This window comes from Sediminicoccus sp. BL-A-41-H5, from assembly GCF_050632405.1.
Classification (GTDB): Bacteria; Pseudomonadota; Alphaproteobacteria; order Acetobacterales; family Acetobacteraceae; genus Roseococcus.
In genome coordinates this window covers 1,882,579-1,908,444 of the sequence record NZ_CP192601.1, presented here as the reverse complement: position 1 = coordinate 1,908,444, position 25,866 = coordinate 1,882,579, and the positions used below count along the sequence as shown (strand labels likewise).

At 70.9% G+C, this 25,866-nt stretch carries 29 protein-coding genes; 12 read left to right on the top strand and 17 right to left on the bottom strand.

Going from position 1 to position 25,866, the window contains the following annotated elements; genetic code table 11:
* Positions 1-21 precede the first annotated feature (21 nt).
* Together ggt and ACQ860_RS09605 are read left to right on the top strand one after the other, a co-directional pair.
* Positions 22-1,701: a gamma-glutamyltransferase gene (ggt, locus tag ACQ860_RS09610; protein WP_431303156.1), complete on the top strand. Its 1,680-nt coding sequence runs from the start codon at positions 22-24 to the stop codon at positions 1,699-1,701.
* Between the two features lie 6 nt (positions 1,702-1,707).
* Complete coding sequence (locus ACQ860_RS09605; RefSeq protein WP_431303155.1) at positions 1,708-2,493, top strand: FkbM family methyltransferase; 786 nt, start codon at positions 1,708-1,710, stop codon at positions 2,491-2,493.
* Here the strand turns inward: ACQ860_RS09605 and ACQ860_RS09600 are convergent.
* Positions 2,490-3,209, bottom strand: a complete 720-nt coding sequence (locus tag ACQ860_RS09600) for an aspartate/glutamate racemase family protein (RefSeq protein ID WP_431303154.1) — start codon at positions 3,207-3,209, stop codon at positions 2,490-2,492. The genes ACQ860_RS09605 and ACQ860_RS09600 overlap by 4 nt on opposite strands.
* 136 nt (positions 3,210-3,345) lie before the next feature.
* Here ACQ860_RS09600 and ACQ860_RS09595 point away from each other — a divergent pair, with 136 nt between their 5' ends.
* The 4 genes from ACQ860_RS09595 (at position 3,346) to ACQ860_RS09580 (ending at position 7,612) form a co-directional block, all read left to right on the top strand.
* Positions 3,346-4,959, top strand: coding sequence for an ABC transporter substrate-binding protein (locus ACQ860_RS09595; protein ID WP_431303153.1), 1,614 nt, complete (start codon positions 3,346-3,348; stop codon positions 4,957-4,959).
* 148 nt (positions 4,960-5,107) lie between these two features.
* Complete coding sequence (locus ACQ860_RS09590) at positions 5,108-6,061, top strand: ABC transporter permease (RefSeq protein WP_431303152.1); 954 nt, start codon at positions 5,108-5,110, stop codon at positions 6,059-6,061.
* A gap of 2 nt (positions 6,062-6,063) precedes the next feature.
* Positions 6,064-6,963, top strand: a complete 900-nt coding sequence (locus ACQ860_RS09585) for an ABC transporter permease (RefSeq protein ID WP_431303151.1) — start codon at positions 6,064-6,066, stop codon at positions 6,961-6,963.
* Between the two features lie 100 nt (positions 6,964-7,063).
* Positions 7,064-7,612, top strand: a complete 549-nt coding sequence (locus ACQ860_RS09580; RefSeq protein ID WP_431303150.1) for a YSC84-related protein — start codon at positions 7,064-7,066, stop codon at positions 7,610-7,612.
* A gap of 9 nt (positions 7,613-7,621) precedes the next feature.
* Here the strand turns inward: ACQ860_RS09580 and ACQ860_RS09575 are convergent, their stop codons facing one another.
* Positions 7,622-8,260, bottom strand: coding sequence for a glutathione S-transferase family protein (locus ACQ860_RS09575; RefSeq protein ID WP_431303149.1), 639 nt, complete (start codon positions 8,258-8,260; stop codon positions 7,622-7,624).
* Positions 8,261-8,497: 237 nt separating this feature from the next.
* The gene (locus tag ACQ860_RS09570) at positions 8,498-9,910 is read right to left on the bottom strand and encodes a helix-turn-helix domain-containing protein (RefSeq protein WP_431303148.1); all 1,413 of its coding nucleotides are present in this window, start codon (positions 9,908-9,910) and stop codon (positions 8,498-8,500) included.
* A gap of 149 nt (positions 9,911-10,059) precedes the next feature.
* Between ACQ860_RS09570 and aceA the strand changes: the two genes are divergently transcribed.
* The gene (gene aceA, locus ACQ860_RS09565) at positions 10,060-11,373 is read left to right on the top strand and encodes an isocitrate lyase (protein WP_431303147.1); all 1,314 of its coding nucleotides are present in this window, start codon (positions 10,060-10,062) and stop codon (positions 11,371-11,373) included.
* A 142-nt stretch (positions 11,374-11,515) separates the two neighbouring features.
* On the top strand, positions 11,516-11,686 hold the full coding sequence (locus tag ACQ860_RS09560) for a hypothetical protein (protein WP_318650267.1): 171 nt from the start codon (positions 11,516-11,518) through the stop codon (positions 11,684-11,686).
* Positions 11,687-11,694: 8 nt separating this feature from the next.
* On the opposite strand, the gene ACQ860_RS09555 is transcribed toward ACQ860_RS09560, so the two are convergent.
* Genes ACQ860_RS09555 through ACQ860_RS09540 form a run of 4 tightly spaced genes read right to left on the bottom strand, consistent with a single transcriptional unit; the run spans position 11,695 to position 14,252 of the window.
* On the bottom strand, positions 11,695-12,123 hold the full coding sequence (locus tag ACQ860_RS09555) for a GNAT family N-acetyltransferase (RefSeq protein ID WP_431303146.1): 429 nt from the start codon (positions 12,121-12,123) through the stop codon (positions 11,695-11,697).
* Positions 12,120-12,716, bottom strand: coding sequence for a tRNA (adenosine(37)-N6)-threonylcarbamoyltransferase complex dimerization subunit type 1 TsaB (gene tsaB, locus ACQ860_RS09550; RefSeq protein WP_431303145.1), 597 nt, complete (start codon positions 12,714-12,716; stop codon positions 12,120-12,122). Before tsaB ends, ACQ860_RS09555 begins: the two co-directional genes overlap by 4 nt.
* Before the next feature lie 26 nt (positions 12,717-12,742).
* Complete coding sequence (locus tag ACQ860_RS09545; RefSeq protein ID WP_431303144.1) at positions 12,743-13,594, bottom strand: cell division protein FtsX; 852 nt, start codon at positions 13,592-13,594, stop codon at positions 12,743-12,745.
* Positions 13,587-14,252: a cell division ATP-binding protein FtsE gene (locus ACQ860_RS09540; RefSeq protein ID WP_431303143.1), complete on the bottom strand. Its 666-nt coding sequence runs from the start codon at positions 14,250-14,252 to the stop codon at positions 13,587-13,589. The genes ACQ860_RS09545 and ACQ860_RS09540 overlap by 8 nt, the downstream gene beginning before the upstream one ends.
* 83 nt (positions 14,253-14,335) lie before the next feature.
* Between ACQ860_RS09540 and ACQ860_RS09535 the strand changes: the two genes are divergently transcribed.
* Positions 14,336-14,821 (top strand): zinc-ribbon domain-containing protein, encoded by a 486-nt coding sequence (locus ACQ860_RS09535; protein ID WP_431303142.1) that lies wholly within the window; start codon positions 14,336-14,338, stop codon positions 14,819-14,821.
* Between the two features lie 7 nt (positions 14,822-14,828).
* Here ACQ860_RS09535 and ACQ860_RS09530 read toward each other — a convergent pair whose 3' ends face one another.
* The 3 genes from ACQ860_RS09530 to ACQ860_RS09520 form a co-directional block, all read right to left on the bottom strand.
* Positions 14,829-16,790: a RiPP maturation radical SAM C-methyltransferase gene (locus ACQ860_RS09530; protein WP_431303141.1), complete on the bottom strand. Its 1,962-nt coding sequence runs from the start codon at positions 16,788-16,790 to the stop codon at positions 14,829-14,831.
* A 7-nt stretch (positions 16,791-16,797) separates the two neighbouring features.
* Positions 16,798-17,658, bottom strand: a complete 861-nt coding sequence (locus ACQ860_RS09525; protein WP_431303140.1) for a hypothetical protein — start codon at positions 17,656-17,658, stop codon at positions 16,798-16,800.
* A 212-nt stretch (positions 17,659-17,870) separates the two neighbouring features.
* On the bottom strand, positions 17,871-18,305 hold the full coding sequence (locus ACQ860_RS09520) for a DoxX family protein (protein WP_431303139.1): 435 nt from the start codon (positions 18,303-18,305) through the stop codon (positions 17,871-17,873).
* A gap of 120 nt (positions 18,306-18,425) precedes the next feature.
* Here ACQ860_RS09520 and ACQ860_RS09515 point away from each other — a divergent pair, with 120 nt between their 5' ends.
* Positions 18,426-19,334: a LysR family transcriptional regulator gene (locus ACQ860_RS09515; RefSeq protein WP_431303138.1), complete on the top strand. Its 909-nt coding sequence runs from the start codon at positions 18,426-18,428 to the stop codon at positions 19,332-19,334.
* Here the strand turns inward: ACQ860_RS09515 and ACQ860_RS09510 are convergent.
* The 5 genes from ACQ860_RS09510 to gloB are packed head-to-tail and all read right to left on the bottom strand — an operon-like array spanning position 19,331 to position 22,756.
* Positions 19,331-20,296 carry a Bug family tripartite tricarboxylate transporter substrate binding protein gene (locus ACQ860_RS09510; protein ID WP_431303137.1) on the bottom strand — a complete coding sequence of 322 codons (966 nt, stop codon included), beginning with the start codon at positions 20,294-20,296 and terminating at the stop codon, positions 19,331-19,333. The genes ACQ860_RS09515 and ACQ860_RS09510 overlap by 4 nt on opposite strands.
* A gap of 54 nt (positions 20,297-20,350) precedes the next feature.
* On the bottom strand, positions 20,351-20,956 hold the full coding sequence (locus ACQ860_RS09505; protein WP_431303136.1) for a class I SAM-dependent methyltransferase: 606 nt from the start codon (positions 20,954-20,956) through the stop codon (positions 20,351-20,353).
* Positions 20,953-21,447, bottom strand: a complete 495-nt coding sequence (locus ACQ860_RS09500; protein ID WP_431303135.1) for a cupin domain-containing protein — start codon at positions 21,445-21,447, stop codon at positions 20,953-20,955. Before ACQ860_RS09500 ends, ACQ860_RS09505 begins: the two co-directional genes overlap by 4 nt.
* On the bottom strand, positions 21,444-22,031 hold the full coding sequence (locus ACQ860_RS09495) for a glutathione S-transferase N-terminal domain-containing protein (RefSeq protein WP_431303134.1): 588 nt from the start codon (positions 22,029-22,031) through the stop codon (positions 21,444-21,446). The genes ACQ860_RS09500 and ACQ860_RS09495 overlap by 4 nt, the downstream gene beginning before the upstream one ends.
* Positions 22,028-22,756, bottom strand: coding sequence for a hydroxyacylglutathione hydrolase (gene gloB / locus ACQ860_RS09490; RefSeq protein ID WP_431303133.1), 729 nt, complete (start codon positions 22,754-22,756; stop codon positions 22,028-22,030). Before gloB ends, ACQ860_RS09495 begins: the two co-directional genes overlap by 4 nt.
* A gap of 41 nt (positions 22,757-22,797) precedes the next feature.
* On the opposite strand from gloB, the gene ACQ860_RS09485 reads away from it, so the two are divergent.
* Entirely contained in the window at positions 22,798-23,526 is a 729-nt protein-coding gene (locus ACQ860_RS09485; protein ID WP_431303132.1) for a methyltransferase domain-containing protein, read from the top strand.
* Here ACQ860_RS09485 and ACQ860_RS09480 read toward each other — a convergent pair.
* Both ACQ860_RS09480 and rsmI read right to left on the bottom strand, forming a co-directional pair.
* Positions 23,501-23,824, bottom strand: coding sequence for a hypothetical protein (locus ACQ860_RS09480; protein ID WP_431303131.1), 324 nt, complete (start codon positions 23,822-23,824; stop codon positions 23,501-23,503). The two genes, ACQ860_RS09485 and ACQ860_RS09480, sit on opposite strands and share 26 nt — an antisense overlap.
* Complete coding sequence (gene rsmI / locus ACQ860_RS09475; RefSeq protein WP_431303130.1) at positions 23,821-24,717, bottom strand: 16S rRNA (cytidine(1402)-2'-O)-methyltransferase; 897 nt, start codon at positions 24,715-24,717, stop codon at positions 23,821-23,823. The genes ACQ860_RS09480 and rsmI overlap by 4 nt, the downstream gene beginning before the upstream one ends.
* Between rsmI and ACQ860_RS09470 the strand changes: the two genes are divergently transcribed.
* Positions 24,699-25,838, top strand: a complete 1,140-nt coding sequence (locus ACQ860_RS09470; RefSeq protein ID WP_431303129.1) for a penicillin-binding protein activator — start codon at positions 24,699-24,701, stop codon at positions 25,836-25,838. The two genes, rsmI and ACQ860_RS09470, sit on opposite strands and share 19 nt — an antisense overlap.
* Positions 25,839-25,866: the final 28 nt, after the last annotated feature.

Genomic DNA, 25,866 nt, shown 5'->3' with positions numbered 1-25,866 from the left:
ACACCCCCGGGCGTGATTCGCGTGCCCCTCCTTGCCCTGCTTCTGCTGATGGCCGCCCCGGCGGCCGCGCAGCCCGTGGTGGCGCAGAACCACATGGTCGTCGCCTCCCACCCGCTGGCGGCCGAAGCCGGCCAGGTCATGCTGCGCGCCGGCGGTTCGGCCGTGGATGCCGCCATCGCGGTCCAGGCCGTGCTGACGCTGGTGGAGCCGCAATCCTCCGGCATCGGCGGCGGCGCCTTCCTGCTGCATTGGGACCCCGCCAGGCGCGAGCTCGCGGCCTGGGACGGACGGGAGACGGCGCCCGCTGCCGCCCGAAGCGACCTTTTCCTCCGCGACGGCCGGCCGATGGATTTCTTTGACGCCGTGGTGGGCGGCCGCGCCGTCGGCGTGCCCGGCGTGGTCCGCATGCTGGAGGAAGCGCATCGCGCCCATGGTCGCCTGCCCTGGGCCGATCTCTTCGCCCCCGCCATCCGCCTCGCGGAGGAGGGGTTCGACATCTCCCCCCGCCTGGCGCAGTTGCTGAGCGCCTTCGGCGGCTCGCTGCGGCGTGATCCGGGCGCGCGCGCCATCTACTTCACGGCCGAGGGCGCGCCGCTGGCCGAAGGGGCGCGGCTGCGCAACCCAGCGCTGGCCGCGACGCTGCGCGCCATCGCGGAGGAGGGGGCCTCCGCCCTGCATCGCGGCCCCATCGCGCAGGACATCGTCCGCGCCGTACGCGGCCACGCCAATCCGGGGCTGATCACGGCGGATGACCTGGCCGGCTACGCGCCGGTCCGCCGCGCGGCGCTGTGCCTGCCGTATCGCGCCTATACGCTGTGCGGCCCGCCGCCGCCTTCGGGCGCCGCTGTGGTGCTGCAGATCCTGGGCTTGCTCGGCCATTTCGAGGTGCCGGCGCTCGACCCCAACGGCCTCGACGCCGCCATGCTGCTGGGCGAGGCCGGGCGCCTCGCCTTCGCTGATCGGAATCGCTTCATGGCCGACCCGGGCTTCGTGCCGGTGCCGGTCAGCGGGCTGCTGGACGGCGCCTACCTGACCGGCCGTGCGCAGATGCTCTCGCCCGACCGCGCCATCGGCGCGCCGCAGCCCGGCAATCCCCGCCGCTTCGGCCCGCCGCTGGCCAGCCAGCCGCCGCAGCCCGAAGGCGGCACGGCGCATATGTCCATCCTGGATGCCGAGGGCCGCGCCGTCTCCATGACCACCACGGTGGAGAGCGCCTTCGGCTCCCATGTCGTGGTGCGCGGCTTCTTCCTGAACAACCAGCTCACCGATTTCTCCTTCCTGCCGGAGCTGGACGGCCGGCCGGTGGCGAATCGCGTGGAGGGCGGCAAGCGGCCGCGCTCCTCCATGTCGCCCATGCTGGTCTTCCAGCAGGGGCAGCTGGAGGCGGTCGCGGGCTCGCCCGGCGGGGCGCGCATCATCGGCTATGTGGCGCAGGCCCTGGTCGCCATGCTGGACTGGAACCTCGACCCGCAGGCGGCCGCCAGCCTGCCGCATGTTGGCGCGCTCAACGCCATGACCGAGGTGGAGCGCGGGACCGCCGCCGCCGGCCTCGCGCCTGGGCTCATCGCGCGCGGCGCGCCGGCCGAGGCGCGGGAGATGAATTCCGGCCTCAACCTCATTCGCATCCAGCGCCAGGGCGAGGCGCGGCGCCTGCTGGGCGGCGCCGATCCGCGCCGCGAGGGGATGGTCGCCGGTGACTGAACACGCATGAGCCGCCGCATCGCACGCTTCCTCTCGGGCCTGGTCGAGACCGCCACCCGCCCCATGCGCCCGCGCCGCGCCGAGGCGACGCGCGCCCTGGTTGCCGAGATGCTGCTCCAGCGCCTGACGGTGCCGACCGCGGCCGGCCCGCTGCGGGTGGAATGCCCCTCCGCCCGCGCGCTGCATGATCCGCAGGGCTTCGGCCAGGACGAGCCGGAGACGGTGGCCTGGATCATGGGCCTCCCGGCGGGCTGCGTGCTCTGGGACATCGGCGCCAATATCGGCCTCTACAGCCTCTTTGCCGCCAAGCGTGGCCTGCGGGTGCTGGCCTTCGAACCCTCCGCCTCCAGCTTCGCCGCCATGGTCCGGAACATCGAGATCAACCGCTTCGATGACCGCATCAGCGCCTATTGCCTGGCCTTCGCCGAGCACATGTCGCTCGTCACGCTGAACATGGCGAACACGGCGGCCGGCCACTCCATGCACAGCATCGAGGCGCGGGAGGGCGGCTTCCGTCAGGCCGTGCCGGGGTTCTCGGTGGATGAGTTCATGGCCCGATTCGCGCCCCCGCCGCCGGACGCCATCAAGCTCGACGTGGACGGAATCGAGCCCCTGATCCTGCGCGGCGCGATGGCGACGCTCAGCCAGCATGTGCGCGAGGTGCTCGTGGAAATCGACGGCGCCAATGCGGCGGCCGGCGGCAATGGCATTCCCGAATTGCTGGCCGCGGCCGGCTTCAGCGAGGCGCCAATGGATGGCGCCGCGCGCAACCGCCGCTTCGTGAGAGCCTAACCCGCGAGCGTCGCCGCCAGCGCCTCCGACAGGCCCACGCTGGGCGCGATGCTGCTCAACTGCCGCGCCGCCGTTGCCGTCTCGGCCGCCTCGATCGCGCAGCGCAGCCCGTCCAGCACCGGCACCGTCACCTGCGGCGCCACCAGCGCATCAAGTCCGACCAGCCCCGCGCCGCCCAGCAGGATGACGCCCGCGCCGCGCGCCACCTCGCCGCGCGCGGTTTCCGCCAGCAGCCCGGCCGCCTTGGCCGGCTCGCGGGCGATCATGTCGCCAGTGGGTGGAATGGCGGCGACGCGCACCTTGTCCGGCCCCAGGCCGCGCAGCAGGAAGAATTCCTCCAGCATCGGCACCCAGGCGGCGCCGCCGGTCAGCACGCCCACGCGTGGCGCGATCCGAAGGGCCGCGAAGATCGCCGCATCCGCCATGCCGAGGATGGGGATCGGAAAGCACTCCCGCGCCGCCTCCAGCCCCGGATCGCCGAAACAGCCGATGATGGCGGCGTCATAGCCTTTGGGATTGTCGCGCCCGATCTCGCTCGCCAGCGAATCGAGCACCGCATGGGCCGCGACGGCCGAGGCGGCGCGCGAGGCGATGTAGCGCGCGCCGAAGCGCGCGGTCATCGGCACGATCTCATGCTCACACATGAGCCGCGCCCCTTGCGCCATGCGCTCGGTGATGGCGGGATCAGTGTTGCCGTTGAGGAGGAGAAGCTTCATCGGCGGGCAGTTGTGCCCGGGCCTTGGGCAAAGGCAAGGGGGGCGGGTGCGATGACCCGGCTCAGGACGCTTGCCCCACCGGGCTGCTTCGGCGCTAAGTAGGCCGGTGAGGAAACCCCAGACAGGGATCAACGACATGCGTTTGCGTCACGTCATCATGGCGGCCTTGCTGCCGCTCAGCCTTGCCGCCACAGGCCCCGCCGCCGCGCAGGGCACGCTGCGCATCGGCATGACCGCGGCCGACATCCCGCTGACCCATGGCCAGCCCGACCAGGGCTTCGAGGGCAATCGCTTCACCGGCATTCCGCTCTATGACGGCCTGACCGCATGGGACCTGAGCCGGGCCGATCGCCCCTCCACCGTGATCCCGGCGCTCGCCACCGAATGGACGAGCGACCCGAACGACCGCACGCGCTGGATCTTCCGCCTGCGCCCCGGCGTCACCTTCCATGATGGCAGCCCCTTCAACGCCGATGCGGTGGTCTGGAACGTCCGCAAGGTGCTGGATCGTGAGGCGCCGCATTTCGACCCGCGCCAGGTCGGCGTGACGGCGACGCGCATGCCCACGCTTCGCCGCGCCGAGAAGATCGACGACATGACGGTCGCGCTCTTCACGAGCGAGCCGGACAGCCTGCTGCCGATCAATCTCACCAACCTCTTCATGGCGAGCCCGACGCATTGGCAGGCGCTGCGCACGCAGCACCCGACCGCCGAGGCCACCTGGAACGCCTTCGCCGCCAACCCCTCCGGCACCGGCCCCTTCCGCCTGACCCGCCTCGTGCCGCGTGAGCGGGCCGAGATGGCGCGCAACGACAATTACTGGGGCACCAAGGCGAAGCTGGACCGCGTGGTCCTGCTGCCCATCCCCGAAGCCTCCGCCCGCACCGCGGCCCTGCTCTCGGGCCAGGTGGACTGGATCGAGGCGCCGTCCCCCGATGCCGTGCCGCAACTGCGCTCGCGCCAGATGCAGATCGCGTCCAACCCGCAGCCGCATGTCTGGCCCTGGCAGCCCTGCTTCCTCCCCTCCTCCCCGCTGTCCGATGTGCGGGTCCGGCGCGCGCTGAACCTCGCCATTGACCGCGAAGGCCTTCGCACGCTGCTCGGCGGCATGATGCAGCCCGCACTCGGCACCTATCCGGCCGGCCACCCCTGGGCGGGCAATCCGAGCTTCCAGATCCGCACGGACAAGGCCGAGGCGCGCCGCCTGCTGGCCGAGGCCGGCTACGGCCCGCAACGCCCGCTGAACCTGCGCGTGCAGATCAGCGCGAGCGGCTCGGGCCAGATGCAGCCGCTCTCGATGAACGAGTTCCTGCAGCAGGACCTGCGCACGGTCGGCGTCAATGTCGAGTTCGACGTGATCGAGTGGAACGCGCTGTTCACCAACTGGCGCAATGGCTGCGGCCATGCCTCGGCGCGCGGCGCGCATGCCACGAATGTCAGCTTCTCGGCGATGGACCCGTTCTTCTCGCTGGTGCGCTTCTACGACAGCAAGATGGCGCCGCCCGTCTCCAACAACTGGGGCATGTTCAACGATCCGCGCTTCGACCAGATGGTCGCGGCCGCCCGCACCTCCTTCGACCCGGCTGAGCGCGACGCGGCGCTGGCCCGCCTGCATGCGGCCGGCGTGGATGAGGCGCTCTTCATCTGGATCGCGCATGATGTGGGCCCGCGCGCCATGAGCCCGCGGGTGCGCGGCCATGTCCAGCCGCAGAGCTGGTTCGTGGATCTGCGCCTGCCGCATATCCAATGATCCCCACGAAATCGCTTCGCGCTTCCGCGGGGGCCCCATTCGGGCGCCCGCCTTCCACGCCGGGCTCCTCCTGGCGAGGCCAAGCCTCGCCAGGGTTCCGGGGGGCGGAAGAGATTTCGCATGACTTGCTGACCGGAGGGTGGGCCTGATGTTTTTCTACCTGATCAAACGGCTCATCTACGCGATCCCCATCGCGCTCGCGGTGGGCTTCGTGTGCTTCATGCTCGTGCAGATCGCGCCGGGCGATCCGATCAACGCGATCGTGCCGCCCGACGCGCCGCAGGAGGTGGTCGAGCAGGTGCGGCGCGACTACGGCCTGGACAAGCCGCTGCCCGTGCAGTTCGGCCTCTGGCTGATGAAGGTGGTGCAGGGCGATCTCGGCCGATCGCTCGCCACCGGCCGTCCGGTCTGGAGCGACCTGCAATCGGCCATCGGCAACACGCTGACGCTCGCTTTCGCCGCCTCGCTCATCGGCTTCGTGCTGGGCTGCATCCTCGGTGGCCTCGCCGGCACCTTCCGTGGATCGCTGCTGGATCGCATGGCCGTGACCACCGCCGTCGCCGGCGTCTCGGTGCCGCATTACTGGCTCGGCATGGTGCTCGTCGTCATCTTCTCGGTGCAGCTCAACTGGCTGCCGGCCATGGGCGCCGGCCCCGGCGGTAGCGCCGACTGGGCCTGGGACTGGGAGCACATGCAGCACCTGATCCTGCCCGCCGTGACCCTCTCCGTGATCCCGATGGGCATCGTGACGCGCACCGTGCGCGGCATCGTGGCCGAGATCATGAACCAGGAATTCGTCGTGGCGCTCCGCGGCAAGGGCCTCACCTCCTGGAACGTCTTCGTCCATGTCGTGAAGAATGCGGCGCCGAACGCGCTGGCCGTCATCGGCCTGCAGCTTGGCTACCTGATGGGCGGCTCGATCCTGGTGGAGACAGTGTTCTCCTGGCCCGGCACCGGCCTTCTGCTGAACAGCGCCATCTTCCAGCGGGACCTGCCCGTGCTGCAGGGCACCATCCTCGTGCTGGCGATGTTCTTCGTGGCGCTGAACCTTTGCGTGGACCTGATCCAGACCGCCCTTGACCCCCGGATTAAGCGAGCCTGAGCATGAGCACCTCCGCCGCCACCGCCGAGCTCGCCATCCAGGCGAAGACCGCCGTCCTCCGATCCGAAGGCTATTGGGCGGGCGTCTGGAAGCGCCTGAAGCGCGACCCCGTGACGATCTTCTGCGCCAGCGTGCTCTTCGTCATGCTGATGATCATCGTCTTCGCGCCCTACATCGCGCCGCATGACCCCTTCCAGGGCAGCATGATCCGCCGCCTGCGTCCCATCGGCACCGAGAACCATCCGCTCGGCACCGATGAGCTGGGCCGCGACATGCTGACGCGCCTGATCTATGGCGGGCGCCTCTCCTGGTTCATGGGCATCGTGCCCGTGGCGCTGGCCTTCCTGATCGGCACCTTCCTCGGCGTCATCGCGGGCTTCGTCGGCGGGCGCACGAACATGCTCATCATGCGCGTGACGGACGTGTTCTACGCCTTCCCCTCCGTGCTGCTGGCCGTTGCCATCTCCGGCGCGTTGGGGGCGGGCATCATGAACGCCATCCTCTCGCTTACGCTCGTTTTCGTGCCGCCCATCATCCGCGTGGCGGAGAGTGTGACCACCGGCGTGCGCAATCTCGATTTCGTGGATGCGGCGCGCGCTTCCGGCGCCTCGGCCGTGACGATCGTGCGCGTGCATGTGCTGGGCAATGTGCTGGGGCCGATCTTCGTCTATTCGACCTCGCTCATCTCGGTCTGCATGATCCTGGCCTCGGGCCTCTCCTTCCTCGGCCTCGGCACCCGGCCGCCGGAAGCCGAGTGGGGCCTGATGCTCAACACGCTCCGCACGGCGATCTATGTGCAGCCCTGGGTCGCGGTGCTGCCCGGCGTGTGCATCTTCGTGACCTCCATCTGCTTCAACCTCGTCTCCGACGGGCTGCGCCAGGCGATGGATGTGAAGGGCTGAGACTTGCGGCGCGGCTGCGGCCGCGCCAGCTTCCGGAATGGGCGCGGCAACCCTCCGGCGGGTCGCCGCGTTCCATACGGTCGCAGCAAGGAGTCCCAACGTGAACCGTCGCCGCCTGATCGCCCATCTCCCAGCCCTGGCCGCCCTTCCTCTGCTGCCCCACGCCGCCGAGGCCGCCAGCCGGCGCGAGATCGACGCCGAGGTGGCGATCGCGCTTGAGACGCTGCGGGGCATGGATCACGTCCGCCCGCTCTTCCAGGCCGCGCATGCCATCCTGGTCTTTCCGCGCATCATCAGCGGCGGCTTCATCGTGGGTGGCCAGTATGGCGAGGGCGCGCTGATCCGCGGCCGCACGACCGAGGGCCATTACCGCATTGCCGGCGCCAGCTTCGGCCTGCTGGCCGGCGCGCAGACCGCGGGCATCGCCATGTTCTTCATGAACGAGGCGGCGCTCCGGGCGCTGATGAACGCCGATGGCTGGGAGATCGGCACCGGCCCCAGCGTGGTGGCGCTCGACCAAGGCTTGCAGGCCAATGTCAGCATCACGACCCTGCGTGAGCCGGTCTATTCCATCACCTTCGGACAGCGCGGGCTGATGGCGGCTCTTGCGCTCAACGGCACGAAGATCACGCGCTTCCGGCCTGAGTAGAGCGCCCGCTCAGAACAGCTTCGGCGCGACCCATTTGCGGAAGCCCTCGCGCTCGCCGAGGCGGGCATACCAGGCGGCGAGGCGCGGGAAGTCGGGCATGCCCTTCACCCGCACCTCGGGCCCGAACCAGCGGCGCGCGTAACAGCCGAGCACGATGTCGGCCAACGTGAAGGCCGCGCCCTCGATGTAGTCCCGCCCGTCGCCCAGGCGGCCTTCCAGCATCGCCCAGCAGCGCGCGCTGTTCTGCACCGCGGCCTCGACGGCCTTCATGTCCCGCTTCGCCTCGGGCGTGCGGACCATGTTCCAGAAGAGGTCGCGTTCGGCCGGTGAGAGGGTGGAGAGCTGCCAGTCCAGCCAGCGGTCCACGCTGGCGCGCGGGCCCGCCTCTTCCGGATAGAGGCCGCGCGCATCGCCGCCCACCATCATGCAGAGATAGCGGCAGATGCTGTTGCTCTCCCACAGCTCGACGCCATTGTGCCGCAGCGAGGGGATGCGGCCATTGGGGTTGAGCGCGCGGTATTCCGGCGTGTCCACCACGCCATGCTCCATGCCCGCATCCCGACGCTCATAGGGCTGACCCAGTTCCTCCAGGACCCAGAGGGGCTTCCAGACATTCACGCTGTTCACGCGGCCAAAGAGCTCGATCACGATGCGGGGTCTCCTGAACCTTGCGAAGGGGGCAACGTCACCTTGCCGCCTTCTCCCTCGTTCCGCCAGGGATACGAGCCGCGCCGGGAGGTGAGGAATATTCCATGAAACCGCCTCAGCTGCACCGGGTTGCGCCCCTTGGCTGCCGCTCCTTGCATTACGCCGCCTTTCCATTCCGCCCTGCCGCTATACGCGCGAGCCGGGCCGGTGGATGCAGCGCTCGTCCGCGATCCGCGCTCAGCCGCGCGGCGCTGGCTTGGCCTTCGCCTCGAAGCGCCAGGGCGAGCCGCCGTCATCATTCGCATCCAGCCTCAGCCGGTGTTCCAACGGCGGGAAGGCGCGGCTGCGGCAATCCGCCCGGTCGCAAAGCCGGCAGGAGAGGCCGATGCCCACGCGCGCCGTCGTCAGGTCCAGCCCATCGGCATAGACCAGCTCCGACGCGCGGGAGATGTCGCAGCCGATGGCCACGACATGCGTGGGCGAGGGTTCGCCCCAGCGTGGCGTCGGGCCATGCACGGCCTTGGAGATGCAGAGGAAGGCCGCGCCATCCGGCAATTCCGCCGCCTGCACGCGCACCTGCTCGGGCGTGCCGAAGGCGTGGTGCACCACCCATTTCGGGCAGCTGCCGCCAAAGCGCGCGAAGGGAAAGCCCGCCGCCGCGAAGCGCTTCGTGACGTTGCCCGCGGTGTCCACGCGCAGGAAGAAGAAGGGCACGCCCCGATGCCCCTCGCGCTGCAGTGTGGAAAGCCGCTGCGCCGCCTGCTCGTAGGAGACGCCGAAGCGCGCGGCGAGCTTCTCCACATCGTGCCTGAGCTCGCGCGCCGCATGCAGGAAAGGCAGATAGGGCATGAGCAGCACGGCCGCCGCATAGTTCAGCAGCCCGATGCGGATGAGCTGCGTCGCCTCCGTGCTGGAGGGCGGTTCCTCGCCCAGCGTCGCGTCCACAACCTCGCGCGCTTCCAGCAGCATGAGCTGGAAGGCCATGCGGAAGCCGCGGGATTCGCGTGGCAGCGATTCCGCGAGCCAGAGGTCCCGCGTGCGCGGGTCGAACCGGCGGTCGCTCTCGGGCATGGGCGCCACCGTCACGCGCACGCCATGCGCGTTGCGCAGCCGCTCGGCGATGGCGTGGTTCATCTCGGCGGGTGCGGCGCGCAATTCCGCGCCCAGCTTCTCGCCGAAACGTTCGAGTTCGGGGAAGTGGTTGCCGCGCTCGTGGAAGAAGTCGCGCGCCTCCTCCGTCGGCAGCAGCATGCGCCGGCCGGAGGGCAGCGCAATGCCAGAGCTGTCCTCGCGCGCCACGCGCCAGGCGCGATAGAGGGCCAGCACGCCGCGCGAGGCATTGGGGGCTGCCGCCGCCATCGCCTGCAACTCGCCCTCCGGCACGGAATCCAGGCCCAGCACCGGATCGCCGAGCACCTCGCGCAGCCCCGCTTCGAGCTGCCGTTCCGTGTGACCGGAGAGGGCCGCGAGATCCACGCCTAGCGCCTCGGTCAGCTTGAACAGCACGGCGGCGGTGACCGAGCGCTGATCATGCTCGATCAGGTTCAGATAGCTGGCCGAGATGCCGAGGCGCACGGCGAGCGCCTGCTGCGTCATGCCGCGCTCGGTACGGATGCGACGAACGGTGCGGCCGATCAGCGGGCGGGCCATGGCGCTCTCCTTTTACACGATTGACTAAATCGGGCTCTGAAATGTCGCCGGATGGACAGTCTTGCCGTGTTCCAGCCAGTTTCGCGCGTGACTTCGCGCGGTGCAATGTCAATCTTTCACAGGTCGCCAAGACCTGAGGAGATTTTCCGATGCGCCCCGAAACCACCAAGCTGACCGCGCCCGACGGCATGCCTCCCGGCTCGGGCGGCGACCCCGGCCGCTTCGACGGCATCCGGCGGGACTATGCGCCGGGCGACGTCGCCCGCCTCGCCGGCAGCTTCCGCACCCAGCACACGCTCGCCGAGATGGGCGCCCGCCGCCTCTGGCACCTGCTCCGCACCGAACCGCAGGTGACGACGCTGGGTGCCATGACCGGCATGCAGGCGCTGCAGCAGGTGAAGGCGGGGCTGAAGGCGATCTATCTCTCGGGCTGGCAGGTCGCGGCCGACGCCAATTCGGCCAACACCATGTATCCGGACCAGTCGCTCTATCCGGTGGACAGCGTGCCCAACGTCATACGCCGCATCAACAACGCGCTGAAGCGCGCCGACCAGATCGCCACCATGGAGCGGCATGACGGGACCGGCGATGACCGCACGCATTACATGGCGCCGATCATCGCCGATGCGGAAGCCGGTTTCGGCGGCGCGCTGAACGCCTATGAGCTGATGCGCGCGATGATCGAGGCGGGCGCGGCCGGCGTGCATTTCGAGGACCAGCTCGCCAGCGAGAAGAAATGCGGCCATCTCGGCGGCAAGGTGCTGGTGCCGATCAGCCAGCATATCCGCACGCTGAACGCGGCGCGCCTCGCCGCCGATGTCGAGGGTGTGAGCACCGTCCTGCTTTGCCGCACCGATGCGGAATCCGCGCAACTGCTCACCAGCGACGTGGATGAGCGCGACCGCCCCTTCCTGAGCGGCGAGCGCACGCCCGAGGGCTTCTTCCGCATCAAGGCCGGCATGGGCAAAGCCTACGCCATCGCGCGCAGCCTGGCCTACGCGCCCTATGCCGACCTGCTCTGGTGGGAGACCTCGGACCCCGACCTCGACGATGCGCGGGAGTTCGCGGAGGCGATCCACGACCAATTCCCCGGCAAGATGCTGGCCTACAACTGCTCGCCCAGCTTCAACTGGCAGCGGAAGATGGGCATCGAGGCGGCGGCCCGGTTCCAGCGCGAGCTGGGCGCCATGGGCTACAAGTTCCAGTTCGTGACGCTGGCCGGCTTCCACAGCCTGAACCTCTCCATGTTCAGGCTGGCCCGCGGCTACGCCGAGCGCGGCATGGGCGCGTACAGCGAATTGCAGCAGGCCGAATTCGCCGAGGAGGTGAACGGCTTCACCGCGGTGCGTCACCAGCGCGAGGTGGGTGTGGGCTACTTCGACGCCATCGCGAATGCCGCGAGCGGCGGGAAGGCCAGCACGACGGCGCTCAAGGACAGCACCGAGGCTGCGCAATTTGTTTAGTGCCCTCAGGCGCCGGGCGCGCGCGTCCGCGCGCTTGGCTTCGGAACGCTGAAGCGTTCCGCCGGGCCTGTTCGGCCCGGATTCCCGGAACGCACTGCTTGTGACTGCCAAGGTTCAACCATCTGCCCAAGGAGACACCACGATGAACGACAACCATGATGACGGCCTGGTCCATTCCCACAACTACGCCTGCAGCGAGCGCGGCCGCATGGCGCATCGCCCGCTGACGACGCGACCCGAGGAATTCGACGACGGCCTCGTCCATTCGCACAACTATGCGTGCGGCGAGCGCGGCCAGCCTGCGCATCGCTGAGGCCCGCGCTACCCCTCCAGGGAGCGCCGCAACAGCCAAGCATGGGCGCCCGGCGCGTAGTAGTCGCGCCGGCGCCCGGCCTGCTCGAAGCCGGCCTTGGCATAAAGCGCCATGGCCGGCTGATTGTCCTCGGCCACCTCCAGGAACATCACCCGCGCCCCCGCCGCCGCCGTCACCACCGCGGCCGTTTCCACCAACGCCTCGCCCAGGCCCTGGCGGCGATGATCGGGATGCACGGCGAGCGTTAGGATCTCCGCCTCGTCCAGCACGCGCCGCGCGAGGATGAAGCCGCCCGGTGCTGTCAGGCCGACCACGCCTTCCATGCCAAGCAGGGTCGCGATCGTCTCCGCATTCCAGGCCGCGCCGGGCGGGAAGGCGGCCGCGTGCAGCGCGGCGAGCGCAGGCGCATCCGTGGCGCTGGCGGTGCGGAGCTTCACGTCGTGGCCGGCGGCTCGACGTAGAGCGGCTCCAGCGCCAGTGCCGGCCGCTCGCCCCCAAGGCGCTGCAACGCCACGCGCGCCAGCGCCGCCGCCTCGATCCGCCGCGCATCGCCAAGCCCGGCCGGCCAGCCGCGCGCCAGCATGCGCGCGACCGCGCGTGGCGCGCCATCCCCCATGATCCAGGTCATCGCCTCGGGCCGGGGCAGGGCGGCTTCCGCCACCACGCAAGGCGGCGCGTCCGGTCGCTCCAGGAAGAGATCGCCGCGCCGGTTCTCCGTCACCGCCCAGGCGGGGTGGTCGCTCATCGCGGTCAGGGCCTCGCCCGTCGTCACCGGCACCACGGGGATGCCGCGGGCGAGCCCGATGCCCTGCGCCAGCGCAATGGCCGTGCGCAGCCCGGTGAAGCTGCCCGGTCCGACGCCGACGGCGACGGCCTCCACCTCGCCCTGCAGCACGGCCTCCACCAGCGGCGGCAGCGCGGCGGCCTGGCCATGCGCGCCGTCATGGACGCGCTCCATCAGCACGTGCTCCGCCTCCACCAGGGCGGCCAGGCAACGGGAGAGGGCGGCGTCGAGAACGAGAAGGCGCATGCCCCCGCTTGGCACCAAGCGGGCGGTCAGGGCAAGCGGCGCAGCCAGGCCCGCAGCGTGATGAGCGCCGTCAGCCAGCCGATCACGGCGGCCGCCGGCGGCACCAGCGCGAGCAGCGGCCAGGGCAGGTCGGAGGGCAGGGCGTCGCGCGCCAGCACCACGGGCAGCGCCTGCATTGCCAGGAACCAGAGCGCCGGCAGCGCGATGCCAAGGCCCCCCAGCGCGCCCAGGAAGCAGAGCCAGCCCAGCCGCCGCGCGAAGCGCCCCGCGATGTCGGCGTCGCGTGCGCCCAATTCGTGCAGGATGACGATGGTCTCCCGCCGCGCCGCGATTCCCGCCCGCGTCGCAACCGCCACCAGCGCCGCGCCGACCAGCCCGATCAGCCCCAGCATGGCGAGCGACAGAGCCCGCAACCCATCGGCCAGCCGCATGGCCAGCCGCACCGCCTCGCTCCGCAATTCGAGCTGCGCGCCGGCAATCCCCTGCACCGCCTCCAGCAGCGGCTGGTGATCGGCCCCGGCCGGCAGGGTGATGGCGAGCATGCGCGGCAGCGGCAGGCTCGGCACCTCGCCGAGCCAGGGGGCGAGCAATTGCCGCAGCCGTTCATCCGGCACGGGCGTGACGGAGGTGACGGAAGGCAGCGCCTCCAGCCGCGCGATCACCGGCTCGGGCGCCGTCTCGCGCGGCAATTGCAGCAGGAGCTGCCCGGCCTCGCCCTGCTGCCAGCGCTCGGCCAGCCGTCCCGCGCCATCGGCGCCGGCGATGGCGAGTGCGGCCAGCAGCGCCATGGCCGCGACCAGCGCGGGCAGCAGCCGGTCGGCCAGCGCCCGGCGCAGCCCGAGCGGATCGCGCCCCTTGAGGCGCCGGCCCTCAGCCATGGCTCACCAGCCGCCCGGCCTCGAGCCGGAGCGTGGGAGCGGGGTATTCCTCGGGCAGTTCCTCGCTATGGGTGGCGACGATCACCGTCGTGCCCATGCGGTGCATCTCCCGCAGCAGGCTGATGACGCGCCGCGCCTGGGCGGCGTCCAGATTGCCGGTCGGCTCATCGGCCACGAGCAAGGCGGGGCGCGCCACCACCGCGCGGGCCAGCGCCAGGCGCTGCTGTTCGCCGCCCGAGAGGGTCGCGGGCGGTGCCTCGGCGCGGTCCAGCAGGCCGACCCAGCGCAGGATTTCGCGCACATCGGCGGCCAGCCGCGCCTCGGTCAGCCCCTGGATGCGCAGCGGCAGTGCGGCGTTCTCATAGACCGAGAGATGCGGGAGCAGCCGGTAATCCTGGAAGACCACGCCGATGCGCCGGCGCAGCGCCGGGAAGGCGCGGCGTGGCAGGCGGCGAATGCGCGAGCCCAGCACCTCCACCTCGCCCTCGGTCGCGCGGAGCGAGAGGCTGATCAGGCCCAGCAGGCTCGACTTTCCCGCGCCCGAGGGGCCGAGCAGCCACGTATAGCTGCCCGGCGCCAGCGCGAAGCTGACATCCGACAGCGTCCAGTAGCCGTCGCCCTCCGGATAGCGCAGCCCGACCTGGGAGAATCGCACCATGGCCCGAGTTTCGCAGCGGCGTTCAGGATAAAGCAAACCGGCGGTTGCAGGATGCGGCCTGCCTTGGCACATGCGACACTGAGATGGATATTGCCTGCCCGAATTGCGCCGCGACCTATCGCGTTCCCGAGGCGCTGGTCGCCCAGGGCAAGCCGCTGCGCTGCGCCGCCTGCGGCGAGACCTGGGTGCCCGAGATGCCGCCCATCGAGGACGCGGCGCACCAGGAAGCGCCTCCCACCGAGATCCACGCGCCGGAACCGGCGCCGGCCGAAGCCGCAGCCGCCGAGGCCCCGGAGGCGCAGCCCGAGCCGGCGCAGCCCACGCCAGAGATACCCCCGAGCCCGCCCGCGCCGGCGCGCCCCGCCCCGCCGCTTGCCCCGCCGCCGCTTCATCCGCCCGTCCTGAGCGGCCGCGCCCCGGGGCTCCGGTCGGGCGTTCCGCTGCGCCTGGCCTGGGCGGCGAGCATCGCCACGCTGCTGATCGCCCTGGCGGGCCTTGCCTTCTATGGCGATGCGATCGCCGCCGCCTGGCCGCCCTTCGCACGCGTCACCGCCCTGCTGGGCGGCTGAGACGGCCTCAGGCCGGGACCGCCTCGGGCAGGGTGACGCCCGTGCGGTAGCTGCCCTCGCTCGCCGGGGCGTAGGGCAGCACCAGCGAGAGAAGACGGTCATCCTCGCGGATCACCAGATCCTCCGCTTCCAGCGCCGCCAATGTCCCGGCGATGGCCGTGGCGGGATGCGCCGCACCCAGCGCCTCGATCAGCGCCGCCTCCGTCACCGGACGGTCCGTCGCCTCCAGCACCGCCCGGGAGAGTGCGTCGAGCGCGTGTTCGCGCCGGCGCCCGCCGCGGCTGTCCAGCACCACCACGCCGCCACCCTCCAGCGGCCGCAGCACGTGCAGATGCGCGAAGAGGTCGTTCTGCGGGATGCCCCAGGCCTTCACCGTGTCATGGATGCGGCCGTAGCTCTGTTGCAGGTGCAGGGAATTCTCCCAGCCGCGCTCGAAATAGTAGCAGAAATCCCCGTAGCGAAAGCCGGTGCGCTCGGCGTAGTCGCGCGAGAAGATCAGCTCATAGGTCGGCCCATGCGCGGCGGGCGGGATGCCGAAGCGCTCGGGTGTGGCCTGCAGTGGCGCATAGCGCGTGACCTGCACCGGCACGCAGGAAACGGGCGGGTCGAAATGCGCAAGCTTGGGCAGCAGCGCCTCCATCCGCCGGTATTCGGGCAGCGTGTCGTCCGGGAAGCCGTAGAGGATGTTGTAGAGGATGCGGATGCCATATTTACGGCCGAGCTTCAGCGTGAAGACGTTCTGGATGGCGGTCACGCCCTTGTCGATCCGGCGCAGCACCTCGCTGCTGAAGCTCTCGATGCCGGGCTGCACCTCATGGAACCCCGCATCGGCCAGCAGGCGGAAATGCTCCTCCGTCACGTTGGACTTCATCTCGCAGCTCAGGATGAACTTCGGCTGCTCGGCCGCCAGCATCGGCAGCAGCGTCTTGTAGAAGCCGTGCGGCAGGATGTAGTCCGAGAAGCGGAAGCTTGAGGTTCCGTGCCGCGCGCGCAGCGTGCGCAACCCCTCCAGCACCGTCTCCGCCGCGCGATGGCGATAGGCGAGGTCCGGCTTGTCGATGCCGCAGAAGACGCAATGGTGCTTCGCCCCCCACCAGCAGCCGCGCGAATTCTCGACCGGGATGGAGGCGGGTGTCAGGTCCACCTGGCATTCGGCCGAGAGCCGTGCCGTGTCGGCGAAGAAATCGCTGTAGTCCGGGATCGGATTGGCATCGAGATCGGCCTTGGGCGCGGCCGGCGTGGCCAGGATCGCGCCATCGGCGCCGCGATGCAGGATGCCGCGCACCGCGGCGAGCGGTCGCGCGCCGCGCGCGGCCTCGGCGAGGTCGAGGATCGTGGTCTCGCCCTCGCCGGTGCAGATCGCATCCACCCATGGGTGGCTCTGCATCACCATGCTCCCCGTCGGGTCGCGCACGGCATAGCCGCCCAGCGCCACCAGCTTCTCCGGCGCGCGCTGCTTCACCAGCTTCGACAGCGCCAGCGAGGCGATGGTCTGGTCGAACATGCAGGTGAAGCCGATGAGCCGCGCGGGCGAGGCCGCGATCTCCTCCGCCCAGCGTTCCAGCCAGCGCGGAATCGCCTGGGCCCGCAGATGCAGCAGGCGCTCGATCACCTGGTCCACCGAGCCCACGCGCTCGGGGTCGAGCGCGCCGGCGAAGGCCAGGTCCTCGGCCTTCACGCGCAGGTGCCGGCGCTGCGTGTCCGTCACCACGGGGTCGAGCGTGTGGCTGAACAGGAAGTCGTTCAGCGCATAGACGACGCTGATGCCGTCATAGGTGCTGGCCTTCAGGAATTCGAGGGCGAAGAGGTTCAGGTGCATCACCCGCGCCTCGACGCCCTGCCGCGCCAGGATCGCCTTGAGCAGGGCGAGGCCGAGCCCCGGCTCGATCACATTGGTCCAAGGCATGCTGACCAGCAGGATCTCCGGCTCAGGGCGGTCCTGCCAGGGCTGGGGCAACAGCGCATCCATGGCGCGGCTAGAACTTCTCGAGGCCCGAACGGTCGCGGATGAGATTGTCGATCGGGTTCATCTGGCCGACGAAGAGCGTGCCGACGGCGATGCAGACGCCGGCCCAGATCACGCCCGCCGCGATGGCCGTGCCGCCATCCGAAAGCCGGTCGGCGAGCGACCCGCGGCCGCCGACGGCGATGATCTTCTCGATCGCCGCCTCGCTGATCTTCACCTTCAGCATGTCCGCCACCGCCTGCGGCCGGTCGAACCAGTCGGTGGTGAAGCGGCCATCCTTGAGGACGGCGTGGAACATCTTCATCACCTCCTGGTCCACCGGGTCCTTGATGCGGGCCAGGTTGGAGGGGGCGAGCAGTTGCAGCGCCTCGGCATTCTTGGCGCTGAGCTTGATGCCGAGTTCCTTCGCGACGGCGGCCGGCTTCTCGAAGAGCTGGGTGAGGTCCCGCCCCCCGGCCTTGGCGGTGCGGATCAGCTCCAGCACATCGGCCTCGATCACGCCCTGGCGGACAAGGTCCTGCGGCTCCTTGATGGGGCGCGGCGGCCAGGGGAAGGGGATGGGCGGCTTGCCGGTGCTGCCGCAGGTGAACCCGCCATCATCGCTCTGGTAGATGATGGCGCGGTCGGGATTGAGCGCCCCGTACTGCCCCTCGGCGATCTCGACCGCCAGGTTGGCGGCGCCGATCGCCATCTTGGAAAGCTTGGATTGCAGGGCGCGCTCCGGCGCGGCGGCCAGGGCATGGACGAGGCGGCCGGCCGCCTTGATCGAGGAGAGCAACTCCGGCTTGAGGGGGGGGATGGGCAGGACCCGCTCCGCCGTGAGGAGCAGGGCCCCTTGGGTGCCGCCACCGAAGATCATGAGTGTTTTCATCTTGCCGCCCTCCAAGCGCGTTCGGGATGATTCCCTCTCGATGCAATGTCGAGTTGTATGGTTGGAACGAATGCAATCATGAATATTGCGATCGTTACAACCTAAAATTGTATCTCGCTTTCGATCGGACCTGGCCCCTCATGCGAAAAAGGCGGCCTCCAGTCGCCTGGAGGCCGCCCTTGTGACCGGTCGGGCCGGTTGGTCCGCCTGGGTCAGGCCGTCCGGGCGGCCTGCGCCCGGCCGAGCAGGCGGGAGACGTCCAGCGCATGGGCGCCGGCGCCGAGGCCCGCCTGGACCAGCATCGCCGCCGTCAAGAAGGCCGGGAATTCCCAGCCGCCTTGCGGCGCCGAGAAGAGCCAGCCATTGCCGGCATGCATCGCCGTGGCGCCGATCAGGATGGGCAGGCTCAACAGCGCCGCCGGGCGCACCAGCACGCCGGTGATGAGCGCGATGCCCGCCGCCGTCTCGCCGAAGGCGACCACGGCGCCGAGGATGGGCGGGAAGCCGATCGAGCCGAAGAAGCCCATGGTGCCGGCCAGGCCGAAGACGCCGAGCTTCAGCCAGGCGCCGTGCGCCAGCATGATCGCGCCGAGGGAGAGCCGCAGCAGCAGGGCGGCATAGGGGGTGGTGACCTGGGTGGAAGGCATCGCTGAAATCTCCTTGGGAAAGCCGGGTTCCGATGGCCGCAAGCTGCGCCTTCGAAGCGTGGCCTTCCAATCGCGGCTTGGAACGGAGATCATCACGCCGGTGAATGACGGGGGCGCCCGATGACCGAACTCTCCCAGCTCGACCTCAACCTCCTGCGCGTCTTCGACGCGGTGGCGCGGGAGCGGCACGTGACGCGCGCCGCGCACCGGCTGAACCTCTCGCAGCCGGCGGTCTCCAACGCGTTGGCGCGGCTTCGCGCGGCGCTGGGCGATGAACTCTTCCTGCGCCGGCCGGGTGGCGTGGAGCCCACTGCGCTCGCCACCGCGCTCGCCGTGCCGGTGGCCGAGGCGCTGGACCGGCTGGCCGATGCGCTGGCCGTGCAGGCGCCCTTCGAGCCGGCCACGGCGCGCCGCGTCTTCACCGTCGCCTTCTCGGAATATGCCGAGGCCGCGCTGGCGCCGCGCGTGCTGGAGCGCATGGCGCGCGAGGCGCCCGGTTGCCTGCTGGCGATCCGCCACGCCGACCGCACCAATGCCGAGGCGCTGCTGGAGCGTGGCGAGGCGCAGCTCGCGATCGCCGTCCTGCCCGAGCCCGGCGCGCTCTACACGCGGCTGCGCCTGCTGCCCGAGGCATTCCTCACGCTGATGCGCGCCGACCATCCGCTGGCGGAAGGTGAGCTCACGCTGGAGCGATTCACCTCCGTGCCCCACCTGCTGCATTCGCCCAATGGCTCACGCGATGGCGCGGTGGATGTCATCCTGGCGGCGCAGGGGCTCTCGCGCCGGCTGGGCGCCGTCGTCGCGCATCTCTCGGCCGTACCGGAGATCCTGGAGCGGACGGAGATGATCATGACGCTCTCGGCCCGCCTCGCGGCGCAGATGGCGACGGGCGGCCACCTCATCACGCGCGAGCCACCGATCAATGTGCGGCACACGCGGCTTTCCATGATCTTCCACCGCCGCTTCGAGGGCGACCCGGGCCATGCCTGGCTCAGGCGCCTCCTGCTGGCGGAAGCGCGAGAGGCCTAATCCAGCCTGAGTCCCAGCCGCTGGATGATGGGCTGCCATGTCGCCGTCTCCTCGCGGATCAGGCGGCCCATGGTCGCGCGGTCCTGGTAGCGCGGGATGATGCCCTGCGCGCTGAAGATGCCCTGCACGCCCGGGTCGTTCACCGCGTCCCGGATCGCGTTCTGCAGCGCGATCAGGATGGGCTCCGGCGTGCCCGCACGACCCACGAAGCCCTGCCAGCCGCGCACGACAAGGTTGGGCATGCCCTGCTCGGAGGCGGTGGGCACATCGGGCATCAGCGGGTGGCGCTCGGTGCCGCCCAGGAAGGCGATCGCGCGCACGCGGCCCGAATCCACCTGCGGCTTGGCCAGATTGATGCCGTCGATCATGAACTGCACGCGCCCGCCCAGCATGTCCTGCAGCGCGGGCGCGCTGCCGCGGTAATGCACCACCTCGATCTGCGTGCCGGATTGCGCGGCGAAGAGCTCGAAGGCCAGCTGCGTGATCGAGCCCTGGCCGGCCGAGCCGAAATTGAGCTGGCCGGGGCGCGAGCGGGCGAGGGCGATGAATTCCGGCAGCGTCCGCACATTCAGCTCGGCCGGGACCATGAAGAAGAGGCCGCCCACGGTGGCGAGCGCGATGGGTGTCAGGTCCCGCGCGGAATCGAAGGGCAGGTTGCGGTAGAGCAGCGGGTTCACCGCGATCACCGCATTGTTCACATGGCCGAAGGTGTATCCGTCGGGCGCGCTTTTCGCCACGGCATCGAGGCCGAGATTGCCGTTCGCGCCGCCGCGATTTTCCACCAGCACCGGCTGGCCCAGGCTCTCGCTTATGCGCTGTGCGATGGGGCGCGCGACGAGGTCCGAGCCGCCGCCCGGCGGAAATCCGACGACGAGGCGAATGGGCCGCGTCGGGAAGGCCTGGGCGATGGCGGGGGCCGCCAGGACCGGGGTGGCGAGCAGGGCGCGGCGCGGGATGTTCATGCGTTCCTCCGGGAATTTTCCCGGGAGGCTCGCACGAATCCCCGCCCCGTCAAATCACGGCTTTCGCAGCACGCAGCGCACGACCTCGGCCAGGCCCTGGTGGCGCGGGCCTTCATCCAGCCGCACCGCGCCCTCGGTGAGTTCCATCACCTCCAGCCCCGAGAATTCGCGCTCGACGATGGCGCGGTTCCAAAGCAGGGCCGGGATCTTCGGCCCGCCCGAGCGGCGCCCCTCCTGCGCCGGCGAGAAGCATTCCAGCACGAGCAGGCCGCCCGGCTTGAGCGCGCGCAAGCAGCCCGCGGCGGCAAGCGCGCGATCCTCGGGCGGGAGATGCAGGTAGATCCAGGCGATCAGGTCGAACTTCGCCTCCGGCCAATCCCAGCGGGCGACATCGGCCTGCCGCGCATCGAGCTCGACGCCGCGTTTCGCGGCGAAATCCCGCGCCTTGGCGACGGCCACGGCGGACCAGTCGAGGCTGGTGACGGCAAGCCCGAGCTTGGCGAGCCAGACGCCGTTGCGCCCCTCGCCATCGCCCACGGCCAGCGTCGCCATGCCCGGCCGGAAGCGCCAGGCCTGGGCGCGGAGGTAGTCATTCGGCGCGGTGCCGAACTGGAACTCGCCGCCCGTGTAGCGTTCATCCCAGGCGAGCGACGTGCTCATGCTTCGCCGCCCTTCCGATTCAGACCTTCGCGCTCTTCGGCGCTGCGGTCATCGGAAGGGGGTTCCCAATCCGGCGGTGCCAGTTCGAACCCGTCGAAGGTGAAGGCAGGGGCAACCGTACAGCCGCAGAGCACCCAGCCGTCGCGCGGCGCGGCCGCCTGCCACATCCCGCGCGGGACCATGGCGAAGGGCCGCTGCCCGGCCGCGAGATCGGGGCCGAGGAGAATGGTCTTCACGCCCTTTCCGTCGGAAAGCCGAAGCTCCAGCGCGCCCCCGCCGTACCAGTGCCAGCCCTCATCGGCATCCACGCGGTGCCAATGGCTGCGATCCCCCGGCGTCAGCAGGTAGTAGATCGCCGTGCTGTGGCCCCGGCTGCCATCGGCCGGGCTGTGGCGGAAGATCTCGGCGAAATACCCACCCTCCGGATGCGGGCGCATGCCAAGCTGCGTGATCAGCCCGCGCGGGTCGAGATCGCGGTCGGTCAGCCTCATCCGGCCGGCACCGTCTGGGCGAAGATCGGGTTCGCCATGTGCGCGTCGTAGAAGGCGAGCAGCTTCGGCCGCCCTGGGCGCCAATCCTCCTCGCCGAAGCGGAAGTCGAGATAGCCCAGCGCGCAGACCAGCGTGAGTGTCCCGATGTTCAGCGCGGCCGGCACGCCCTCCGCCTCCAGCAGGTCGAGCGTGCGGAACACCGCGGCCTTCTGCCGCGCGATGGTGCCCGCGCGCGCCTCTTCCGCCGGCAGCAGGGACTGCCCGCGGCGCAGGACGGCGGCGGTGAGGATGCCATCGGCGAGTGCGGCCAGCCGCAGCGCCGGCCAGCGCGCCTCGCCCGTCGGGTAGAGCTTGGTGGCACCCCCGATGCTGTCGAGGTATTCGCAGATGAGCGGGCTGTCGGGCAGCGTCATCCCCGCATCCGTCACCAGCGCCGGCACCTTGGAGAGCGGGTTGTCCGCCAGCAGATCGGCCCCGCTCGCATGCGGGTTGGTGGCCACGCGCTCGAGCGCGATGCCGTGATGCATGGCGGTCGCCACCACCTTGCGGACGAAGGGGCTGGCGGCGGAGTAGTGGAGTTTCATCGGAAGCTGTCCTTTCCGGCGCGCCGCGCCGCGAGTTCGGCCACATCCTTCGCGCGCACGAAGGGGTTCACCGCGCGCTCCAGGCCGAGGGTGGTGGGAATGGTGGGCTGCCCCGCCTCGCGCTGCGCCTTGGCTTGCACCGAATAGGCCATCAGCGCCAAGTTGTCCGGCTCGACCGTCAACGCGTAGCGGATGTTGGAGAGGGTGTATTCATGCCCGCAATAGACGCGCGTCGCATCCGGCAGCGGCGCGAAGGCGGCGAGGGAGGCGAACATCTCGGCCGGCGTCCCTTCCAGAAGCCGCCCGCAGCCGACGGCGAAGAGCGTGTCCCCGCAGAACAGCGCATGGTCCGCGGCGAAGCTCCAGGCGATATGGCCGCGTGTGTGGCCGGGGCTGTCCAGGATGGCGGCCTGGCTTTCGCCGAGCGCGAAGCTGTCGCCCGGCTTCACCGCGACATCGAGCGGCGGCAGCCGCGCCGCGTCATTCGCGTTGCCCGCCACCTTGGCGCCGAAGCGCTGGGCCAGTTCGGGAATGCCCGCGATGTGGTCGCCATGGTGGTGGGTGATCAGCAGCCAGTCGAGCCGACCGCCTTCCGCCATGACGAAATCCGCGATGGGCGCCACCACGGCCGCATCCATGACCGCCGTCATTCCCGTCGCCTCGTCGCGCAGGAACCAGGCGTAGTTGTCCTCCAGGATCGGAATGGGCTTCACGATGAGGGTCATGGGTACTCCCTTGGGGCATTTTCATGCCCTATATCCTCCGCATGAGCGGTGAGGTCCACGGTCTGGCGGAGTTCTATCGCGCGCCGCTCGGGCGGGTTGCCGCGCGGCTCCTGCGCGGCCGCCTCACGGCGATCTGGCCCGACCTGGCAGGGCTCGACCTGCTCGGCCTGGGCTGGGCCGAGCCCTACATGGCGCTCTGGCCCGGCCGGCCAGGCCGGCGTCTCGCCTTCGCCCCCGAGGGCCTTGGCCCCTTGCCCGGCTCGGCGCAGGTCCAGGACCGCCACCTGCCGCTGCCCGACCGCTGCGTGGACCGCATCCTTCTGGTGCATGCGCTGGAGGCGAGCGAAGGCGCCTACGCGTTGCTGCGCGAATGCTGGCGCGTCCTGCGCGACGATGGCCGGGTGCTGGTGATCGTGCCCAACCGCCTGGGCAGCTGGGCGCTCTTCGACCACACGCCCCTCGGCCAGGGGCGGCCCTACTCGCGTGGCCAGCTTGAAGGGCAGCTCCGGCGCCAGATGTTCGCGGTGACGCGCCGCGATTCGGCGCTCTTCGTGCCGCCGCTGCCCTGGGCCTTCGCACTGCGTGGCGCCCGTGTCTGGGACCGCATGGGCCGCGCCGTGCTGCCGCGCCTCGGCGGCGTGACCCTGATCGAGGCCGAGAAGGACCTCTTCGCCGCCATGCCGGCGGGCGCGCCGGCGATCGGTCGGCGCGTCGTGGCGGAGCTGCCGGCCGGCTATGCGAGGGTTACAGGAAGCGCCCAGGATCGGTGATCCATTCCTCCCGCTCCCAGGCGAGGAATCCGCGCGTGACCCTTGCGGCCATATAGAGCCAGGTGAGGGCCAGCAGCGGCTCCATGAAGCCGATGCCCGCCGTGGCCAGCGCGCCCGCCACGCCCATCACCCCCATCCAGAAGGTCCGCACCGCATAGGCATGCTGCGAGGACCAGGCCGTGCCCCGCGCGCGCCCCCAGAGATGCGCGAGCAGCCCCGCCGCCAGCCAGGGCAGGCCCAGCGCCAGCCCCGCACCGAAGAGGATGTTGATCCAGAGCACGCGGCGGCCGGGGTTCATGCGCCCTCGGCCAGCTCCAGCGCGCGGGCATAGACGCGCTTGCGCGGCAGGCCGGTGGCGGCGGCCACATGCGCCGCCGCGTCGCGCAGCGTCATCCGTGCCATGGCGGCCTTGAGCGCCGCATCGAGCGTGTCGGCGCTGGGCTCGGCCGGCGCCGGCGCGGGCCCGACGCAGAGCACCACCTCGCCCCGTGCCTCATGGGCCGCGTAATGGGCGGCGAGGTCGGCGAGCGACCCGCGCCGCACCTCCTCGAAGCGCTTCGTCAACTCGCGCGCCACGGCGGCCGGGCGGTCCGCGCCCAGCCCTTCGGCCAGGGCGGCCAGCGCCTCCGCCACGCGGTGCGGCGCCTCGTAGAAGATCAGCGTGGCCGAGAGGCCGGCCGCCTCCATCGCCGCGATGCGGGCGATCTCGGCCGCGCGGGCCGCGGATTTCGGCGGGAGGAAGCCGTGGAACAGGAAAGGGTGCGGCGGCAGGCCCGAGAGGGTGAGCGCCATCACCGCCGCATTCGGACCCGGGATGGCCGAGACCGGCACGCCCGCCGCGATCGCCGCCCGGACCAGCCGGAAGCCGGGGTCCGAGACCAGGGGCGTGCCGGCATCGCTCACCAGGGCCAGGTTCTCGCCCGCGAGCAGGCGCGCAACCAGCCGGGGGGCCTCGCTTTCCTCGTTGTGGTCGTGCAAAGCGAGAAGCGGCGCGGAAATGCTGTGCCGGGCGAGCAGACGGGCGGTGACTCTGGTATCCTCGCACAGGATGGCGCGGGCCTCGGCCAACGCCTGCTGCGCGCGGGGGGAGAAATCCGCCAGATTGCCGATCGGCGTGGCCACGAGCGTGAGGCCCGGGCCGGGCTTGGCCGGGGCGGAAGGAGGGGGTTCGGATGGGTCGTCGGTTTCCATGGGGGGTCGCCCTGGCCTCCCTCTGTCTTGTGCTCATCGGCTGCGCCCCGCAACCCCCGCAGCGGGATTTCCGCCGGCCGCAAGCCGCCGTGCAGCCCTGGACCGCGCCCAATGCCACGCCCGCGGGCGGCACCCTGCCCGTCGGCCTGCTGCTGCCGCTGACGGGCGGCAATGCGCCGCTTGGCCAGGCCATGCTGAACGCGGCGCAACTCGCGCTTTTCGACCAGGGCGACCGGCGGGTGGAGATCCTGCCACGCGACACGCGGGGCACGCCCTCGGGTGCGGCCCAGGCCGCCCAGGCGGCGCTGGCCGAGGGCGCGGTGGCGCTGGCCGGGCCGCTCACGCTCACCGAGACCGCGCAGGCGGTCGGCGCCGCGGGCGGGCGCGTGCCGGTCTTCGCCTTCACCTCGGATGAGACCCAGGCCGGCGCCAATGTCTGGGTGCTGGGCATCACGCCTTCGCAGCAGGTGCGGCGCATCGTGGGCGCGGCCGCCGAGGCGGGGGCGCGCCGATTCGCACTGCTGGCGCCCGATGACGCCTTCGGCCAGCGCCTCGCCGTGGCACTCCGCGCCGCCGCGCAGAGCCTGGGGGCGCCCGCGCCCACCGTCATCCTCGTCTCCAACCGGGGCGATATGACCGCGACCGCGCAGCAATTGGCCGGCAACCCGCCCGATGCGGTGCTGATCGGCTTTGGCGGCCCCGGCGCGAGGGCCGCGGCCCATGCCATCGCGGCGGCCTTCCCGGGCAACCCGCCCCGCCTGCTGGGCACCAGCCTCTGGGCGACCGATTCGACCTTGGGGCAGGAGCCCGCCTTGGCCGGCGCCTGGTTCCCCGGCCCCGATCCCGTGGGCCGCGCCCGCTTCGATTCGCAATATGACGCGGCTTTCAACGAGCGCGCGCCGCGCCTCGCGGGGGCAGCCTATGACGCGGTGGCGCTGGCCGCCCGCTCCGCGCGGGAGGGCGCGCCGCCGGTCGGCGCCGCCTTCATGGGCGCGGATGGCCCGATCCGCCTGCTCGAGGCAGGCAGCCTGAGCCGCGGCCTCGCCGTCTTCGCGGTCCGTCCGGGCGGCGAGCCAGAGATGGTGAAGCCCGCGCCGTTGCCCGGAGGCCCCGGCAGCTGAAGCCCCGCCGGCTTCTCCTCACCACCGC